15 protein-coding genes are annotated in these 17,551 nt (G+C 45.6%); 3 read left to right on the forward strand and 12 right to left on the reverse strand.

Translation table 11 applies throughout. From position 1 onward, the window contains the following. Nucleotides 1-266 (reverse strand): hypothetical protein (locus IEW69_RS16950; protein ID WP_229663611.1); only part of this gene is annotated, 266 nt, incomplete at its 3' end. Nucleotides 267-322: 56 nt separating this feature from the next. Between IEW69_RS16950 and IEW69_RS12240 the strand changes: the two genes are divergently transcribed. After that, entirely contained in the window at nt 323-1,303 is a 981-nt protein-coding gene (locus IEW69_RS12240) for an acyl-ACP desaturase (protein ID WP_188627153.1), read from the forward strand. Between the two features lies 1 nt (nt 1,304). Here IEW69_RS12240 and IEW69_RS12245 read toward each other — a convergent pair whose 3' ends face one another. Genes IEW69_RS12245 through IEW69_RS12295 form a run of 11 tightly spaced genes read right to left on the reverse strand, consistent with a single transcriptional unit; the run spans nt 1,305 to nt 15,435 of the window. Then, on the reverse strand, nt 1,305-1,892 hold the full coding sequence (locus IEW69_RS12245) for a WcaF family extracellular polysaccharide biosynthesis acetyltransferase (RefSeq protein ID WP_188627154.1): 588 nt from the start codon (nt 1,890-1,892) through the stop codon (nt 1,305-1,307). Further along, a complete protein-coding gene (xrtY, locus tag IEW69_RS12250; protein WP_188627155.1) occupies nt 1,861-3,318 on the reverse strand; it encodes an exosortase Y in 1,458 nt (485 codons plus the stop codon). Before xrtY ends, IEW69_RS12245 begins: the two co-directional genes overlap by 32 nt. Further along, a complete protein-coding gene (locus IEW69_RS12255) occupies nt 3,312-4,580 on the reverse strand; it encodes an XrtY-associated glycosyltransferase XYAG1 (RefSeq protein ID WP_188627156.1) in 1,269 nt (422 codons plus the stop codon). Before IEW69_RS12255 ends, xrtY begins: the two co-directional genes overlap by 7 nt. 25 nt (nt 4,581-4,605) lie before the next feature. Continuing rightward, nucleotides 4,606-6,045: an exosortase Y-associated Wzy-like protein gene (locus IEW69_RS12260; RefSeq protein ID WP_188627157.1), complete on the reverse strand. Its 1,440-nt coding sequence runs from the start codon at nt 6,043-6,045 to the stop codon at nt 4,606-4,608. Then, nucleotides 6,035-7,210, reverse strand: coding sequence for a glycosyltransferase family 4 protein (locus IEW69_RS12265; RefSeq protein ID WP_188627158.1), 1,176 nt, complete (start codon nt 7,208-7,210; stop codon nt 6,035-6,037). The genes IEW69_RS12260 and IEW69_RS12265 overlap by 11 nt, the downstream gene beginning before the upstream one ends. Then, a complete protein-coding gene (locus IEW69_RS12270) occupies nt 7,192-8,559 on the reverse strand; it encodes a glycosyltransferase (RefSeq protein ID WP_188627159.1) in 1,368 nt (455 codons plus the stop codon). Before IEW69_RS12270 ends, IEW69_RS12265 begins: the two co-directional genes overlap by 19 nt. Then, a complete protein-coding gene (locus IEW69_RS12275) occupies nt 8,517-9,800 on the reverse strand; it encodes a glycosyltransferase family protein (RefSeq protein ID WP_188627160.1) in 1,284 nt (427 codons plus the stop codon). The genes IEW69_RS12270 and IEW69_RS12275 overlap by 43 nt, the downstream gene beginning before the upstream one ends. Nucleotides 9,801-9,803: 3 nt before the next feature. Then, nucleotides 9,804-11,150 (reverse strand): glycosyltransferase, encoded by a 1,347-nt coding sequence (locus tag IEW69_RS12280; RefSeq protein WP_188627161.1) that lies wholly within the window; start codon nt 11,148-11,150, stop codon nt 9,804-9,806. Beyond that, nucleotides 11,147-12,262 (reverse strand): glycosyltransferase family 4 protein, encoded by a 1,116-nt coding sequence (locus IEW69_RS12285; RefSeq protein ID WP_188627162.1) that lies wholly within the window; start codon nt 12,260-12,262, stop codon nt 11,147-11,149. The genes IEW69_RS12280 and IEW69_RS12285 overlap by 4 nt, the downstream gene beginning before the upstream one ends. A 3-nt stretch (nt 12,263-12,265) precedes the next feature. Continuing rightward, nucleotides 12,266-14,641 carry a polysaccharide biosynthesis tyrosine autokinase gene (locus IEW69_RS12290; RefSeq protein ID WP_188627163.1) on the reverse strand — a complete coding sequence of 792 codons (2,376 nt, stop codon included), beginning with the start codon at nt 14,639-14,641 and terminating at the stop codon, nt 12,266-12,268. Then, nucleotides 14,638-15,435, reverse strand: a complete 798-nt coding sequence (locus IEW69_RS12295) for a polysaccharide biosynthesis/export family protein (protein WP_188627164.1) — start codon at nt 15,433-15,435, stop codon at nt 14,638-14,640. The genes IEW69_RS12290 and IEW69_RS12295 overlap by 4 nt, the downstream gene beginning before the upstream one ends. 84 nt (nt 15,436-15,519) lie before the next feature. Here IEW69_RS12295 and IEW69_RS12300 point away from each other — a divergent pair, with 84 nt between their 5' ends. Both IEW69_RS12300 and gap read left to right on the forward strand, forming a co-directional pair. Continuing rightward, nucleotides 15,520-16,263, forward strand: a complete 744-nt coding sequence (locus IEW69_RS12300; RefSeq protein WP_188627165.1) for a glycosyltransferase family 2 protein — start codon at nt 15,520-15,522, stop codon at nt 16,261-16,263. 67 nt (nt 16,264-16,330) lie between these two features. Then, nucleotides 16,331-17,332: a type I glyceraldehyde-3-phosphate dehydrogenase gene (gap, locus tag IEW69_RS12305; RefSeq protein ID WP_188627166.1), complete on the forward strand. Its 1,002-nt coding sequence runs from the start codon at nt 16,331-16,333 to the stop codon at nt 17,330-17,332. Nucleotides 17,333-17,551: the final 219 nt, after the last annotated feature.

Genomic DNA, 17,551 nt, shown 5'->3' on the forward strand with positions numbered 1-17,551 from the left:
CGTGGGAGAGTAGGTCGGTGCCAAATCTTAAAGAAAGCCTGTAAGTGAAAACTTACAGGCTTTTCTTGTTTATACAGGTTTTTATTTGCTTCATGTTTGTTGCCTTTGATCCGGATTGTTTCACTGGTTTTCAATCTTGTCAAACGCATCATACTTAATAACATTCTGTTAAAGTCATCATTTTCAAATATTCTATTGAAAACAGGGCATGCTATTTGCTTTTCCTTGCTTAAAGAAGGTAAAAAGCCGTATTTGTGCTTCTTCATATGATCAGATAGACAGATATTTGTTTATCTTTACACCCAAATAAATTAGATATATAATGAGGTATTTTGTTGAGAGAAGAAGGGAAGTCATGTTACACATCGAGAACTATATGCTTGAGGTAATGGACACCTACCTTAAACCAATTGATACAAACTGGCAGCCTTCAGACTTTCTGCCTGATTCTACGAGTGAGACTTTCTTTCAAGATTTAAAGTACTTGCGTGAAAATGCAGAAGGCTTATCTTATGACCTTGTTGCGGTGCTTATCGGTGACACCATTACTGAAGAAGCTTTACCAACATACGAGTCCTGGCTATCAATGGTAGACGGTGTGAACAGAGATGAGCAGGGTGGATGGATGAAGTGGGTTCGTCACTGGACCGCTGAAGAAAATCGCCATGGTGACCTGTTAAACAAATACTTATATCTTTCCGGTAGAGTTGATATGCGCCAGATGGAAATCTCTACTCAATATCTGATTGCCGATGGTTTTGATATCGGTACCGGTAATGATCCATATCGTAACTTTATTTATACCAGTTTCCAGGAACTTGCAACCAATATCTCACACAGACGCGTGGCTTCTTTAGCTAAGCAGAACGGCGATACGTCATTGTCGAAAATGTGTGGTGTAATTGCTTCAGATGAGGCAAGACATGCTAAAGCGTACAAGGACTTCATGAGCAAAATCTTTGCTGTTGATCCAAGTGAAGCGATGTTAGCATTTGAAGATATGATGCGCCATAAGATTGTAATGCCTGCGCACTTCCTAAGAGAAATGGGATTGAAAATAGGTCAGACATTTGGACACTTCACGGATGCTGCACAACGTTTAGGCGTGTACACGGCTGTCGACTATGTTGAAATTATGCAACAGTTGATCGAAGAGTGGAAAGTGGAAACAATGCCTGATCTTAATGAAGCAGGTGAGAAAGCCAGAGATTATATCATGGCTTTACCAAACAGGTTACTTCGCGTTGCAGATCGCATGAAGAACCCTACAATGGAATATAAATTCAGCTGGATCCATTCCTAAGCTATAACGCAACAGCAGTACTATTTTCAATATAGGCATCGCTGAATATTCGGGTTCGTTGCCTTATGGCAGGGTTCCCCTGATAAATGACATACGCATCCAGATTTCTGACCGCAGTTGAACCTGCGGTTAGAACGGCATGTGTTGCCACACGCACGCCCGGTGCAACAAGCGACTTGGCACCAATCCATACCCCATCTTCAATAATTATCGGTTTTGTTATCAAATCGAACGTCTTCGATTTATAATCGTGGTTCCCGGTCATCAGCATTGCTTGCTGCGATATACACACATGTTTTCCAATAATGACCATGTCCAGGTTGTCGATGTAACAATCCGCCAACCAGGAATGATCACCCAATCGCAGCTTCCATGGGTACCGGATGTGGATGCCCGGCTTAATACGCACATCCTTTCCGATCTGTGCACCAAACAGGCGAAGAATACCAACCAAGATCGTGCTGAATGGTATCAGTCCTGATTTGAAGCAGACCACGTCTATCAGATACCAGCAGTAAACTTTAGCCGCAGGTGCGCCTATACGAAAGGCTTTCTTGTCAAAGTTCTTTGTTAGGGTTGTATGTACCATAATTTTCATGTTTTAAGTTTTCGGCTTTCTTCGTCCACCAATATAGGGCGCATAGTGTAAGGGCATAGACAATGCTGTTGAACAGGGTATGGTGGTCTAACCAGTTTGCCTTGAATGTGGGTTTCCAGTAAAGGCTGATACAGACGAACCTGAAGAGGTTGAGCAGCTGAATCACCAGAATGCCGATTAAGATCATGGGTGCTTTCGGTACGGTTGATTTCGGCCATGCCAGAATGAATGCCGTATAAAAGCTCATTAAACCGTAGCCTAAACAGCTGTATACGAGTTTGAATCCTGAATGCCCTGTTACTACGAGTGTGAAGGTCGTTAGTTTTGTCTGGTAGCCCAGCGTTTTAAGTAATGCCGCTGTTGCCTGCAGATCGAATCTGCGCCAAGCCTGTATGTAGTTTAGGTTTTCCTCAAGCCAGGGAACATAGATTCCGACGGGGCTCGTGATTGCAATAGAGCAGAGGATGAAGCCGTACAGGACAGTGAATAACATTAAGAACTTCAACATGAACAGGAGTTCGAAGTGTGTTTTTTTCTTTGGCATTTGAAGGGTTGTCTTCGCCTGCAGTATTTCTTCAATTTTGATATCCACAATTAGACGAAACCAAAAGCCCTGAAGAAAATGGAAGATAATGCCCGTTCGGCCATCCAGGAATCCCCTTTGGATGATCATTCTGTATGAAAAATATAAGACTGGCCGGATGTATCTGGGTAGTTGCCACCAAAGCAGCTTGAGAAATGCTTTACGCTCATTGGGACTGCCCAGGAGCTTTGGCTTGCTGGCCTGAACCCTTAGGTGCAGCATTCGTTCCACTTCTTCCTGCGCCAGCAGACTGCTATACCTGCCATGTTTATCCAGCCAGAATTGTACACTGGACTCTTTTTTATTTTCTTCAATAAGATACCCGCGCTTCCAGATGCAGGTTTTTCCAGGTACAATGAACCGGTGATCCATGTTCTCATTCAGATCAGAAAATCCCTTATTTACTCTAAACATCTTGAGCAGATAGAATGGATAATAACCACCATGGCGGATCCATTTGCCCTTGTAATAATTTCGTCGGTTGAAATAGATGCCATCTATCCCGCTCATTTCTTCATTATCGAATGCTTGCAGCAGGGTTAGCAGTTCCGGTGAAAGGAACTGATCAGCATCTAAAGCGATAACCCAAGGCGTGCTGATCTGAAAGCGGGATAAGGCTTCATGCCACTGTTTTGGATGATTTTCAAACGAATGATATTCAAGCGCTGCACCATAAGCATTGCAGATCTCCAGGGTTCGATCCGTACTACCGGAATCGAGAATGTAGGTAGGTGCATTTAGCTCCCTGATAGAATCAAGCAGCCTGGCAACATGCATGTCGTCGTTGAAAGTGAGTATTAGAAAGGAAAAAGCTGGTTGCTGTGTGGTTACCATGGCACATGGTTATAGGTTCCACTTGCTTCAGTATTGTTTTGCCGGAATACATCTTCATACAGCTTTCGATAGTCTGCCATGATGGATGCTGTGCTAAAATCGGATCGGATTTGCTGAGCACCATCCTCCCGGATTTTTAATCGTTTTGGCAGGTCCATGTGGATGAAAGCTAGTTTTCCAGCCACATCTGCTATCGTAGTTCGGCATACCCATCCTAAGTCACGCTTGGAGACGTAAGCCGCAAGGCCGACCTGATCAGAGATCAGGACTGCAGTTCCGACGAGCAGGCTTTCAAGCACCACATTGCCGAAGTTTTCGCTGCTGGATGGCAGAACGAGCAGGTCGTGGCGAGCCATCAGGTTGTACTTTGCGTCGTTGGCAATCTGACCAACCCACCTGATGTTTCCGCTAATTTTCAGACTACCGGCAAGCTGCTTCAGATGCCTGATGTACTTTACAGACCCACTACCGGCGATGGTAAGTGTCCAAGGGAATGTTAGCGTAGACAGGGCCTGTATTAGCAAGTCAAGGCCTTTCTTCTGATCAATTCTGGAGAGAAAGAGTAGTCGGAAATCCGGGTTTACTGGATCCGTCACTTGTTGATCATCTATGTATGATGGGAGATTTGAGGTTTCCTGCTCTTCGACTGGACACTCCAGCGCTGCAGCCGTAAGTAAATTGGGGATGACCTTTATCTTAGCGCGGTTGCAATTGAGATGGATGTCCTGGCCCTCCAGCGATGTTGTTGCATGTAGCACTGCTTTTTTTAAGAGGTATTGACCGATGGTCAGGTGTAGCATTCGCTTCATGAAGGTGTTTCGAAAAGTTCTGGTATAGTTGGTGATCATACCTCTAGGCGAGATGATGAGCGGTATGCGGTGCAGAAAACTTAGAACCGCTGCAAGTATCGCCACCAGGTTCCACCAGGAATGGATATGCACGATTGTAGGCTGTCCCTGCAAACGTGCTTTTCGTAGATAACGATGAAGTCCGAGGAGCAATGCCGGTGAGAAGTGTGTATGATCCCGGGTGACCCGGGGGTAAAAGAAAATGGGAACACCATCAATGCTATTTTCACCCCTGAGGTCGAGTTCAGCTTCTCCGTTCGCAGTGGTGGTAAAGACCAGGCAACCAAGGTTGTTAGGGCCAGTGATCGTGGCTTCACAGAGCCGGGCTACAGAAAGGATCGGCCCACCATAGCAGTATGCCGGTTTGTAGGAGGGTGTGATGTGGACTATTGTGAGTTTCTGCTGTTCTGGCATAATCGGCGCTTTAATTTACCTGCTGTTATTGATCAACATCCGATGGACGGAGTACGCCGATGTGTTTAAGCATATTGAACACGATCATCATGAGGATGTAGCCATAAACGACGTTATTGATGATGAATTCAAGGTTATTTCCACGCCAGAGCTGTTGAAACATACCGTTGAAAATGACGATACAGCCGACCTCATAGCCGCCAAAAAGCCGTTCAGCAAGGTTGCACAGTGATTGGCAGACAAGGCCGTAGCAGAGCATGGTGAGGAACACGCCGGCATACCCGGCACTGAGGTAACCATCTACTACGGTCCGTGTTTTTGCGGAAGCGTCTGAATGCTCGCTTATGACCCCAGCTTCATACACTCGGGTCATAGAGGCCGCCTCTGTATTTGGTTTTGCAGGCCATAATGCACGCGGGATTAGGGCTAACATGGCATCTTGCAGAATCTCGGTCCCATAGTACGACCGGTTTGCAGGAACATGCTCCACATATTTGCTGAACATGCTAATTTCACTAAAACGATTGGTCAGAAATGCCCAGCTGTTTTGTTTCACCGTACCATCATTGCTGGAGAAAAGCTGATCATAGGCCTGTTCGGTTGCTTGTTCAAGCGGAAGCTCATCAATCCAGGTTGCGTTACGGATCGTGTTGTTCCAGGTTGGTAGAAAGTACAGCAGCAGCAGCAGGCATGGTGTTCCTAGATTGATTACCAAATGTTTATATCTGGGATAGAGCACTGCAGCAAGGAGGATTAAGGTTACAAACAAGCCTTCCTTATAACCGGATTGTGCAGACTGGAAAACCTGGTAACAGAGGAAAGTGCTGCCTGCAAGAAGCAACTGAGGTTTATTCTGTGTTAAGCCCCATAGCACCATGATTGCGGACAATGTTCTGGCAACTGGAAGCAACAGCACCGCGAATTGGGCAAGTGCGCTAAACTTTGACAGGCCATAACTGCTGAGCAGGACGATACAAAGGATGGCCACGAGGTGGTTAGAAACATCAGGCTGCCAGCGGAACACAGGCCTTTGTTCTGGTCTTAAGCAGATGATCATTCCGAAAACAAGTGCAGCATGCGCAAACACGTAAAGCCTTTGGCAATAGGCCAATTGATAGGTAAAAGTATTTGCCTGGAAAGCTGCTCGGGGTAATCTGGACCAGAAGTAAAAGCCAAGGTGGTCTAAAAAGAAGAAAATCGCGCTAATGCACATCAATCCTGTGAAGATGATCTGGATGAGGATCAAAGGCCGCATGACTTGCAATTTCAGCGGCACGCCAGAGCTTAAGGGCCTCAGCACCTTTTTTGTCGAATAGTAAAAGATGAAGAAGCTACCCAGCCAGGCACAGAAGTAGGATAGTACCGGGTTATAACTGATTATACTGGATAGCAGCCATGGTGCAAATATCGGAAGGAGTGCCATGCGTTTGATGGCAAGCCTTGGATGTAAATGGTCAACTACCATAGATTGCTTGAATTTGATGTTGATAGCTCCAGTTCTTTATCTTTTCGCTTGAAGCGCGACCCATATTTCGTAATTGGGCTTTGTCGGCGAGCAATTCGGTTAGTTTAGCCAGGAGATCATCCTGATCGCCAGCTTTGAAGGTTCGCCCATTGCTATTGTCAGTCAAGTCGGCAGCAGCACCGGCCATTGAAGATGCCAGGATGGGTTTTCCGGCCGCCATAGCTTCATTGATCGCCAGTCCCCAGGTTTCTGCCGGGCCGGATGAGGGCATGCAAAACAGATCACAGCTCTGGTAAATCGCAGGCATACGCTGTTGATTTTGGAACGTCATGAAGTGGATGTTTGATTTTGGCTTTACACCCCTGATTTCTTCTGCCATCGATTTTAACTGCTGTTCTAATTGGCCGGATCCTACAAACAGGAGGTGAATCCCGGGCTGTTTTATTTTAGCGAAGGCATGTAGAAGTATCTCAGGGTTCTTTTTTGGTGTAAACTTGCCGGTATAGAGGACGAGCAGGTCTTGATCAGCGATGCCAAATGTAGTTCTGATGCCGAGTTCAGTTCTGATGACGACCGCCTCTCTGATGCTGACCGCCTCTCTCAGGCTGGTTGCGCCATCTTGATGATCTGCAGCAAAGTACTTGTTGTCTACTGCAAAGCGCTGGTTGTCTACCGCGTGAGGTGCGTATATAAGTTGCTCCGATTTGAACCCATACTCTTCAAAGTACAACTTGTTGTGACGGCCTACATATAGGGCATAATCGAACTGTCGATAGATCAGTTTAAGTAGAAGTTTCTTAATCATTTTACGCCAAAAAGGAGTAGGATCAAGTAAGGTGGAGTCACCACGAAAGTATAGGGTGGCTTTATTTGAAAAGTATGCTATGATTTTGAGATGGGTTGCATGGGCCCAACCATAGATTAATATGGCCGTAGGCTGGTATCTTTTTATTTCTGCCAGGGCGTGAGAAAATACATGATTGTAACCGTCGAGTAGCGGAAGGTCCCAGTTCACGTTACGGCAAAATCCTGGATCGTACTGCGGCTGAGTTTTGTAGAATACCTTGATTTCATGACTTTGGGCCATGAGTCTGAAAAGCGGGGCATAGTACTGCACCGGGTGACTGCATATGATGGCAAGCCTTTCTAATCCGGGGTTTGGCATACCTGATCAAATAAGTTTGTTTGTAATCTTGTGAAATGTTCAGCGCTATAGTGCCTGAGCGTATCTGCTTCCGCAACGCTTATGCTTTTTAAGCTGAGGATCGCATCACGCAAACATTCAGTGATTTGGCTACTCTTCATAGCATAGTCTTTGTGTATGTGAAATACACTTGCTTGTGGAATGGTTCTTAAGATTGTAGATACTGCACTTAACGGATGTACGATGGCCAATATTGGCCTTTGAACCATTAGGTAAGGGTAGAGCTTAGATGCAACGTAGTCCGCTTGATCGGGCCCGGGTATGAACAGCATATCAGCTGCCTTCAGCGTGTTTAAGGTTTGATAGTAGGGTAGGCGGTCGGTTGATTCCAAGAAAATCCCTTTAAGATTCTGAACGTCCTGTTCTTGAATTAAGGTTGATTTTCCTGATCCATTCGGTGCATAGCTGGTACCATATAGATGGACCTTCAGTTTATGGAATACTTCAGGATATTTCTTCAAGCCCAACTGAACCGCCGAACGCAAATGGCGGAAGGCTGGGAGCAAGTCATGCCCACCCCGCCCGATGTAAACCAGATTAAAGCAGGAAATCCTATCGGGTATTGCTGCGCCAGTGGTGCAAACGCCCTCCATGCACATTGCGTGCGCGTTTAACTTATTCTGCTGTGCGATTTCCATATCCGGCAGGTGCATCCCGAAAGGAATGGTTGCCGTTGGTTTACTTCTCAGGTGCGGGTACCGTTGTTGTAGTACTTCCAAATAACCGGCAGACACACTGATTAGGCCGTCGGCAGCTTGCATTGCGTAAGGTTCTAACATCTTGTTTAGATAATAGGAAAACCAGAATTTCTTGGGACGTTCGTGCTTCGGCTTGGATAGGTAATAGGTACTGTGCCATGGATCCTGTATGTCAAACACGATCCTGGTTTTGAAGCGCTTTTTCCATATTGCCGCAAGTGCAAGCGTTGGAAATTGCGTGGTAGAGAAAAAGATCAGATCATAGTCGCGCGACTGCAGAAGCTTGTTCACTGCCTTGAAGTAGAATATGAGTGAGCGGAGTGCGATGCTGCCGAGTCCGATTTTAGCGGTCCAGCGTTTATCCAAGGCTTTAACAAGGTGGATCTTGATGTGCTGGGGGACACTGTTGAGTAGAAGATCATCCTGTACCATGTCGCAATACCGTGGATCTACAGCGACAACCTCCGGTATCCATCCATTATCAGCATAAAACGAAATACTTGTTCGAACACGATGTGCGTCAGCTGCATTGATTGGTGCAAAGTACGGCGATATGATCAGGAGCTTTTTCAATTCAGAATCCGGTTTATTTTGCGCAAAAGGAGTTGGCATTCTGTCTCCCAGTTTAAGAATTGTTGACCTAGTAAGTAGTTCGCCCTTTTTGTGTCTGCCAAGGCTTTCCTATAGTTGATGTAGTGTTGAATAGCTTCCGCAAGGGCGCTTAAGCTATCTTTTTTATAGCAAATTCCGATACTGGAATGCTCGTTATAAAATTGACGCTGCGCCTTGGTGTCACTCAAGATTACTGCTAAACCTGCTTGTATATAGGTGAAAAGTTTGTTACTCAGGGCTGCTTCATTGTTGCTGCAGAATCCTGTTTCGGATGCAAGCCCGACGTCGAAGGTTGCGCTGAACCGGGTTAGTGCTTCCGGCTCCATTGGTTTATGGATGTGCAGTTTCTCTAAGGGGATGTTGTTTCTGGATGCAAGTCCATGAAGTTGCTCCACGTAGCCAGGCTTCATATCACCGAGCAGGTGTAACTCATAGTTTGTGGCTGCAAGGTATTGAAGCGCGTCCATGATGAGTTCTATGCCTCTGTTTGGGCCTATGCTTTGTGAAAACCAAAAGAGCTTTACGGGAGGGGATAGCAGGTTTGTGGAGGCAGTCGCATGCGGTATGGCAGTCGCTTGCGGCCTTAAAGCAGTAGCCGTCGTGAACAATGGTGTTGTTTTCGGAAGCAAGTTTCTGATGACCATAGGCCTGCGATGGTAATGCTGCTCATATAGTTCCGCAATGTCTTGACTACTCGTGGTGAAGTGGTCTAACTGCGGAATGTATGTGTCTTCAATCCGGACTTTGAGCCGGCGTTCTGTTGAGGAGAGGCTTGCTGGTGTTTCTTCGCGATGGTAGTCTTCGGCGTCAAATCCAGATATCGCTTCATTTCGCCGAGCAGCGATTACGGCCGCTGGTAAGGCCGCAAGGTTATGGGCAAGATATAGGTCGGCAGGAATACGGGATGCTGCTCGGACGAGTGGCAAAGTGGCTCTGGAAAGGGCATATACGCTTAGCTTGTTGTTGACGCTTATTCTGGCGGTACAGCCGGCCAGTTTATGAAGCAATTTACTTTTGTAGTATGCGGCTATGGCGCCTGCTGGTGAACCAGCAACCTGGATTAACTTCCATTTTCTGGTAGCCATCAGCTGCTGATCCGCAAGTGTCGCCCACTTGTTCCAGTAACAATAAAGGACGGTGACCTGGTAACCGTTGGCCGTAAAAAGGTCTGCTTCCTTAACGAGCCGCGGGTTTGTCGCTGGTTGTCCGCTGGTAATTAGTACAATATGTCCGGCACACATAGATTACATTATTTTATTTGTACGTTCTACTGAAGTGCTTTCACGTCCCTGAACAGCAAGCTCCAGGTATTTACGTGCGATAATGTTGATGTCGAATTTGGCCATTGCCGTGTCCCTGCAAAGGCCCCGGTCCAGTCGCTTAAGTTTGTGTACGGCATTGATCATTGCTGGAGTATCCTCTACAATGAAACCTGTTCTGCCTGGCGTGACAACTTCTGGTACAGCGCCTTTGTTGAATGCGATGACCGGTGTGCCACATGCCATAGCTTCGATCATCACAATGCCGAATGGTTCTTCCCATTCTATGGGAAACAGCAACGCTTTTGACCTTGAGAGATAATAGCTTTTCTGCTTGTCATCAAGTTCCCCGAGATAGATGATCTGTGTTCCATCTATTTCCGGAGCAAGCGTTTCGCTGTAGTAGGCCTGACCGGCAGGCGTGTTGGTGATATTGCCAGCGAGCCATAATCGGCTGCGCGTCTCCTTTGCAACCTTTATCGCGGTATGCGCGCCTTTGATCGGGTCCAGCCTGCCCAGGAACATCAATGGCGCATGTTCATCAAAGGTTGTATGATGTTGATATGTTGAAAAATCAACTGTGTTATGTATCGTTTCCCATTGTGTGAACCTCTGCTTCAGGGCGTTTTTGTTGTTCTTATTGTTGTTGTTATTAGTATTGATGTCGTTATGGTTGTTATTGGTGTTTTTGAAGGCGTTAGTGGTGTCGTTATGCTTGTCAGTGGTGTTGTTGAGGGAGTTAGTGATGTTGTCCTTGTTGTTAGTGTTACTGTTGTTGAAGTTGTTGTTGAGGAGGTTATTGTTGAAGTGCTTATTGTTGTTGTGCGAAATCGCTAGCGAAGCATTGCCTACATCCGCTAACGACCGGCAATTATCACTGCAGGCTGTAAACCAGAAATTCCTGGGCCGTAATCGCTGAATCATATGTGTGTTCCGTGTGGTGATCTTTCGTTGGTAACTCATAATCTTGATGGAAGCAACCCGTAGCACTGGTAACAGGTAAACTAGTCTGCCGAAATTGTGAATGAGGTCGAACCTTGCGACTGCAAATGGTTGTGTACCATGGTTCTGCTTCATGGAGAAGGTATTTTTAAGTAAGAAAGCCCATACAAAGGCAATCGCCTTCGTGCGATTCCATTTGGATCCATCTACTTCATTGACACCGTAGGTGATGGTTTGTCCATCGCAATGGGAGTTCGGACCCGCAAGCAAGGTGACATCGTGGCCTTGCCTAGCATAAGCATTGGCCAACAAGTGGACAATGCGTTCAATGCCTCCGTACCTCAACGGGGGGACTGAAATTCCTGGATCCATAATTAAGAGAATGTTCATCGAGCGTCGGTTAAAAGTGAATAAATGTTTTCTTGGTACTTCTCGAAGGAAAAGACTCTTGTCACAATTTCTTGCCGCCGTTTTTGATCCTGAGCGTCATTCGGTTCCTGTAACAAGTTCTTCAGTGCCTGGACGATCTCCGCCCTAGAATGCGGATCAACCAAACAGCCCGTTACCCCGTCGAGTACAGCATCAGCACTGCCATCGCGGTTTCCGGCAATGACCTGACTGCCACATGCAGCAGCCTCCGGGAAGACCAACCCAAAGCCTTCTTTACTGCTGGGTAGGGCAAAGATGTCTGACAGGAGGTGATGATCCGTTAGTTCTTCATGGCGCACGAATCCTGTAAGGCGAACGTGTTGTTGGAGCTTCAATTCACGGACTTTTGCTGCGAGGCGAAAGCGTTCGTCATCACTGGCTTTTCCAGCGATTACATAACGGACATTCGGAAAATCCCTAATCAAGGTGGGAAGACTTTCAAGGATCAAGTCGTAACCTTTCTCCTGCTCAAACCTGTCCAATCTGGTGAGTGTAAGGATGATCTTATCATTTACATGGATGTTGTACCGCTTCAAGAGATAGTCTGGCTTATTAAACTGCTCTGGCACCTCAAACAGCGGGTCCAGGCAATTGTTCAGGATCTGGATACGGGAAGATGTAATCCGATGTTTTTCGACCAATACTTTTTTGGTGAACCTGCTTACTGCCCAAATTCGGACTTGTTTGTTCAACAATCGCTTTTTCCACCAGGGGGTATCCCCCCAAACTTCTTTGCCGTGAGCCAGAAGTGTAATTTCTGTGGCAGGTGAAAACAACTTAATCAGGAAAGCCAGGGGCAGTAAGTTAACATGGGCAAGTATGACGGTCTTTGCTGAACAGGCTTTCCAAACTGCATACAGCATGAATTTCAATCTCTTGTAGTTGAAAGCTTTATAGCACTTAGACCCAACATAATTCAGATTAACATCCGTCGCCGCATCACAAAGTGAGAGCACTTGGAATCCTTGATTCTGTTGTAAACTAATGTTGTATAAAGCTTTGGTCATTGACCTGCAAACCATCTGGACACCGCCGGTTTGGCTGAAAGTTGCGAGGGTGAGAAAGAGCATCATCTTTTAATTAGCGTTTCTAGATTGCCACCAGCTTCTTTTTTGCGTTCCACCAAGATAGCCCTGCAGGGTACCTGAGGCATCTGCCTCTGTATATAGGCTTGTGCTATAATATGGACTGTGGAGATTATCGTAGTTGAAGGCATTTAATACAATGTGGAAGTTGTCCATGTCCAGCTCCTTTGACAGTCGATCAGGGACAACGGCAGCATGGTACCTCGACACTCCTGCACGAATGATGAACAAATTTATATCTGCGGATTTTAACATTGGCACGGCATCAGATACCAGTCCTACAGGTGCGGAATCTATGATCACATAGTCATATTCCAGTTTCGCTTCCGCAAGAAGTCTGTGCATGCGTTGTCCGTACAAGAGCTCCGCAGGATTGGGTGGCACGGGTCCGGCGGTGATATAGGAAAGCCAATCTGAATGATGTACAATTACTTCGCTGAGTTCCGCTTGTGCAGACAGGTAATTACTTAACCCACGCTGGTTGGTTGCATCAAAGGCCATGTGTAGCATGGACTTACGTAAGTCGGCAGCAATAAGCAAGACCCGTTTGTCAATCAGGGACAGCGAATGTGCAAGGCACAGTGCGGTGAAAGACTTTCCTTCCCCGGCAGTTTCTGAAGTGATGCAAATCATCTTCTTTCCAATGTCTGGCGCAAGGAAGCTGATGTTTGTTCGCAGCGACCGAATGGATTCTGCAAACATGGTTTTACCAGGTTCTAATAATAATCCAGGGTTACGGGGAAGTCTGCTCGGGTATTTTCTAATCACTCCGATTATCGGCGTGCTGGTTAATTGCTCTAAGGTTTCCCGGTCGAAAATGTACGGGTTCATCGCACGTACCAGGAAGATCAAGCCTATACCACCAAGAAGTCCAATTATCATAGTTGATTTATAGGTGTTCATAGCAACGGGCGCTACCGGCGTAAATTGGGCCACTGCTTTATTTACGATCGTTGCTGCAGGGGTTATCGCTGCCCTGCTAATCTGCGCTTCGAGCTTCTTCTGATTAAGGTAGGCGTAGACTTTTTGATTGACATCAAAGGTGGATTGAAGGTTCATGAAATCCTTTTCCGCTGTCGGCAGTTGATTCAGTTGAACCTGATTTTTATCGATCTGTTGCTGCAAGAGCAGTTTGGCTTCGGTATTTCTCCGATGCTGTGCAGTGATGTTATTCGTCAATGCTTGCCGGAGGATTCCAAGTTGTGCTTCTGTATCTTTTACTACCTCGGAACTTCCTTTATAGGTGCTCAGTTGGTTTTGTTTCTTCAACAGCAGTACGTTGTATTGTGCCAGTAGGTTTGCAAGCAGCGGATCTTCAATGTTTTGTAGATCGAAGTCAATGCTGCCATCTCCATTATCAAGCAGTAGCTGACCTTTCAGCAGGTCCGTCTTCATGATGTCCAGTTCGAGATCGGCCTTCTGCTTTTCCAGTGTTTCCAGTTTGTTCAGAGCCTGTGCAGTTATCCCAGAGACATTAAGCATCTTAGAGCGGACCTTAAACTTTTCGAAGTTCGTGCCTGAATGACTAACTACCTGTGCCAGCCTATTTTGAAGGGTGTCTATAAAAGTGATCGTCTGGTTCGCTGATCTGGTTTTCTGTATCTGATCATAGCTGATATATGCTTCCAATACCGCGTTTAGAATATCGGCAGCAAATACAGGATTTTTATCCTTCTGTGTAAAGCTTAGAATGTTCGTATTCTTGTTTTCGGTCATCGTGAGCCCGTTATCTATTCGTCTCACCAATGCAGCAGGCGCATTAAAATGTATGTAGTACGGCGTCTTAATCTGTGTTGATTTAAACTGCCCTGCCACCAGAAACTGATATCCGCCAATGGAAATAGCCTCATTAGTATGATGCGTTTTACGCACGGTACTGCCAGCTACACGATACTCAAGTTCAAATTGATCTTTTGAAACTGGTGTAATCCGGTAATTATCAATTTGATTATTCCCTGATGTTTGATGCAGTATGATGATGTTAAAAGGGACTAAGGGGTATAGTTCTACCAAATCAAGTAATCCCATTTTGTAAAAAGCCACAGGATAGTTCAATCGCTTTGCAGCGTCGAGCAGAACGGCTCTGGAGCGTATGACAAACTGCTCAGATTGTAGCTTGTTGCTGCGTTCATAAGTGTTTCTGACATTGATCAGCTCAGAAATCTCTGACCGCTTTTCTTCAAACTTCAGCGTGGCATCCATTGCGTAGAACTTAGGAGCAATACTAAGATATATGTAGGTACTGATCACGGCTATAAAAAATGTCGCGACAAGCCAGTACCATCGACTGCTAATAATTTTTAACAAGCGATTGTAGCTGAACTTCAGCCCGTTTTGCGAATAGTTTTTAGCCTTCACTTCCATCATTTTGATAAGTTGACGATCAGTAATATGGTATTTAGTGCAACAAACCCAATTTGGAAGAATGTGCTATAAGCTTGCGCATGATGCGCCTTTAGGGCAGCAGTTCTGGGTTCGACGTAGATGATATCTCTGGATTGCAGCTTAAGCCGCTGGTCCTTAAGAAAGGCATAATCTGCAAGGTCTACGATAATGACTTCAGGCTTACTGCGCGGACCACGTATGATTTTTACGCGGTGTTTGTTGGCGATGGATGTTAAACCTCCTGCGTCTCCAAGCAAATCAATGAGTTCATAATCCTCCCTGTTGATGATGTATTTGCCCTGTTTAGCAACTTCGCCCATTACAACCACATACAGATTGTTTATCCTCACATCGATCAATGGACGCTTAAGCTCTTTCTCACTGTATTTTGCTTCTATAAGCTGCGCGGCCTGATCGCGGTTTAAGCCTGCGACATGTACCTTTCCAATCAACGGTAGATTAATGTCTCCAGCTGCATTCACTTTGAAAGTGGCATATGTATCTTCTTTAAAATCATTTCTCAGGTGTTCCTTTCTCACCAGGATGGTGATGTCCTGCAGGTCCGCAATTGCGAGTTCATCCTCCGGTTTAATGCTGTTGTAATAGTCGGACTGCTGATCAATGTTCTTAACTACATACGCGCTGCTACTCGTATCTCCATCGAAGGGCGTTTTTAAAATTACGTCTCGGTTAACAAATGCACACCCACCGAGCAATTGCATAAACAACATCAAAACTATCCATCTGGTCCTTGCGTGCATATTGTTTTTTGTCATCTTTAAGTTTAAATACTTGATACAATGTATAAATAATTATTTTACAAAATACTATATTACATTTGAATTAATAAATTTATTAAAATGAAGGTAAGTTTGATAACTGTTGTATTCAATTGTGAAGACTACATCGAGCAATGCATTCAGTCGGTGCTTGCGCAGGATTATGGGGAGTTGGAGTATATTGTCATCGACGGAAAATCTTCTGATGGTACCGCTTCGATCATCAACCGGTACACCGACCGATTGTCGTACTACGTTTCTGAACCGGATTCGGGTATGTATGATGCCTTGAACAAAGGCATCGCTGTTGCCACTGGCGAGCTTATCGGAATTGTAAATGCAGATGACTACCTGGTTGACACCGACGTCATCTCTGCAGTAGCGGATTTTCTCCTTCAGCGCAATGCCGATGCGGTATACGGCAATCTGAACTACGTGCAAAGAACAAAGGAAACGGTCATTAAACGAAGTTGGCGCTCCAATCCACCACGGCGCAAGGATCTTAGACTCGGCTGGATGCCTGCACATCCGGCGCTATTCATTAAAAGATCATGCTTCCAACGTTATGGTCTTTATTCGCTCAAACTTGGTACGGCAGCAGATTATGAACTTATCCTCCGGTTCTTCTATAAGCATCATATGCATGCGGTGTTCCTCAACAAACTGATTGTGCACATGCGAATGGGAGGGATGAGTAACCGGAACCTGAGAAGCCTTTTAAATGCCTGCGCCAATGATTATAGAGCCATGGTTCATAATCAACTGCCTGCACCTGTGCTGGCGCTGCTGTGTAAGAAGTTGAGGAAGCTTGGTCAGTTCATCTGAAAGTTAATTCCTGGTAAATATTTATAATAGAATAAAAGGGGTAATTTTGCCACTCAGAATTTTGACTATGAATATTTCTATTAATGGCTTTGGCAGAATAGGACGCAACTTCTTAAGAGCTGCACTTGAACGCGACTTAAATATTGTTGCAATTAACGACCTCTCAGATCCTAAAACATTAGCCCATCTATTTAAATACGACACGGTACACCGGGGTTTCAAAGGCAGTGTCTCTCATGACGACGAGTCTATTATCATCAATGGAAAACGCATTCTGATCTTAGCTGAAAAGAACCCGGAGGCGCTACCATGGAAATCCATGAATATAGATTTAGTGATTGAATCCACTGGGAAGTTCACCGACCTGGCAGGAGCCTCAAAACACCTGCAGGCGGGCGCCAAACAAGTGATTATCTCTGCACCGGCTACAGACAAGGAAATCCCGATGGTAGTGCTTGGTGTGAATGACCATTTAGTAGACCTTCAATCGCCTGTACTTTCAAACGCATCCTGTACAACAAACAACGTAGCGCCAATGATGAAAATCCTGGACGATAAATGGGGCATCGTAGAAGGATACATCACCACCATTCACTCCATGACGGGTGATCAAAGCCTGCATGACGCACCACATAAGGACTTGAGGCGCGCACGTGCGGCTTCTGCCTCTATCATTCCGACAACTACAGGTGCTGCGAAGGCGGTAACCCACATCTTTCCGCATCTGGACGGAAATCTTGGCGGGGCGGGTGTTCGGGTGCCGGTACTTAATGGCTCCCTAACCGATCTGACTTGCATTCTTAAAAGTCCGGCGAGCATAGAAGCGATCAACAAAGCCTTCCAGGATGCCGCTGCAAACGAAATGATCAATATTCTTGAATATACAGAAGATCCGATTGTCTCCGTAGACATTCTGGATAACACACACTCCTGCGTATTTGATGCACAATTAACCTCCATAGTAGGTGATCTGGTTAAGGTTGTAGGGTGGTACGACAATGAATCCGGCTATTCTGCACGACTCGTTGATCTGGTACTTAAGATTAGCAGCCATAATCAGGTTGATTAAACTTTACCTAATCACCTGAATTAAATGAATTCTTAAACATCTTATTAAACTTATCCATATAATCCGTTAAAAACCTGCAACAAATTGCCTTAACACCGTCATAAAGTTTGTCTTAGATGGATTGAAAAAGGCGGGTGCTGCTTATATTTGGTGCAAAGCCGGTTTCCAAGGGGCAGTTTTCAGCGATATACACTGGGAATTTCATCGGCATCACCCATT

It is taken from the genome of Pedobacter quisquiliarum (assembly GCF_014642175.1).
In the GTDB taxonomy this organism is placed as follows: Bacteria; Bacteroidota; Bacteroidia; order Sphingobacteriales; family Sphingobacteriaceae; genus Pedobacter; species Pedobacter quisquiliarum.

Coding starts and splice junctions, on each gene's coding strand:
- IEW69_RS12240 (WP_188627153.1), top strand. CDS start 323: ATGAGGTATTTTGTTGAGAGAAGAAGGGAAGTCATGTTACACATCGAG.
- IEW69_RS12245 (WP_188627154.1), bottom strand. CDS start 1,892: ATGGTACATACAACCCTAACAAAGAACTTTGACAAGAAAGCCTTTCGT.
- xrtY (WP_188627155.1), bottom strand. CDS start 3,318: ATGGTAACCACACAGCAACCAGCTTTTTCCTTTCTAATACTCACTTTC.
- IEW69_RS12255 (WP_188627156.1), bottom strand. CDS start 4,580: ATGCCAGAACAGCAGAAACTCACAATAGTCCACATCACACCCTCCTAC.
- IEW69_RS12260 (WP_188627157.1), bottom strand. CDS start 6,045: ATGGTAGTTGACCATTTACATCCAAGGCTTGCCATCAAACGCATGGCA.
- IEW69_RS12265 (WP_188627158.1), bottom strand. CDS start 7,210: ATGCCAAACCCCGGATTAGAAAGGCTTGCCATCATATGCAGTCACCCG.
- IEW69_RS12270 (WP_188627159.1), bottom strand. CDS start 8,559: ATGCCAACTCCTTTTGCGCAAAATAAACCGGATTCTGAATTGAAAAAG.
- IEW69_RS12275 (WP_188627160.1), bottom strand. CDS start 9,800: ATGTGTGCCGGACATATTGTACTAATTACCAGCGGACAACCAGCGACA.
- IEW69_RS12280 (WP_188627161.1), bottom strand. CDS start 11,150: ATGAACATTCTCTTAATTATGGATCCAGGAATTTCAGTCCCCCCGTTG.
- IEW69_RS12285 (WP_188627162.1), bottom strand. CDS start 12,262: ATGATGCTCTTTCTCACCCTCGCAACTTTCAGCCAAACCGGCGGTGTC.
- IEW69_RS12290 (WP_188627163.1), bottom strand. CDS start 14,641: ATGATGGAAGTGAAGGCTAAAAACTATTCGCAAAACGGGCTGAAGTTC.
- IEW69_RS12295 (WP_188627164.1), bottom strand. CDS start 15,435: ATGACAAAAAACAATATGCACGCAAGGACCAGATGGATAGTTTTGATG.
- IEW69_RS12300 (WP_188627165.1), top strand. CDS start 15,520: ATGAAGGTAAGTTTGATAACTGTTGTATTCAATTGTGAAGACTACATC.
- gap (WP_188627166.1), top strand. CDS start 16,331: ATGAATATTTCTATTAATGGCTTTGGCAGAATAGGACGCAACTTCTTA.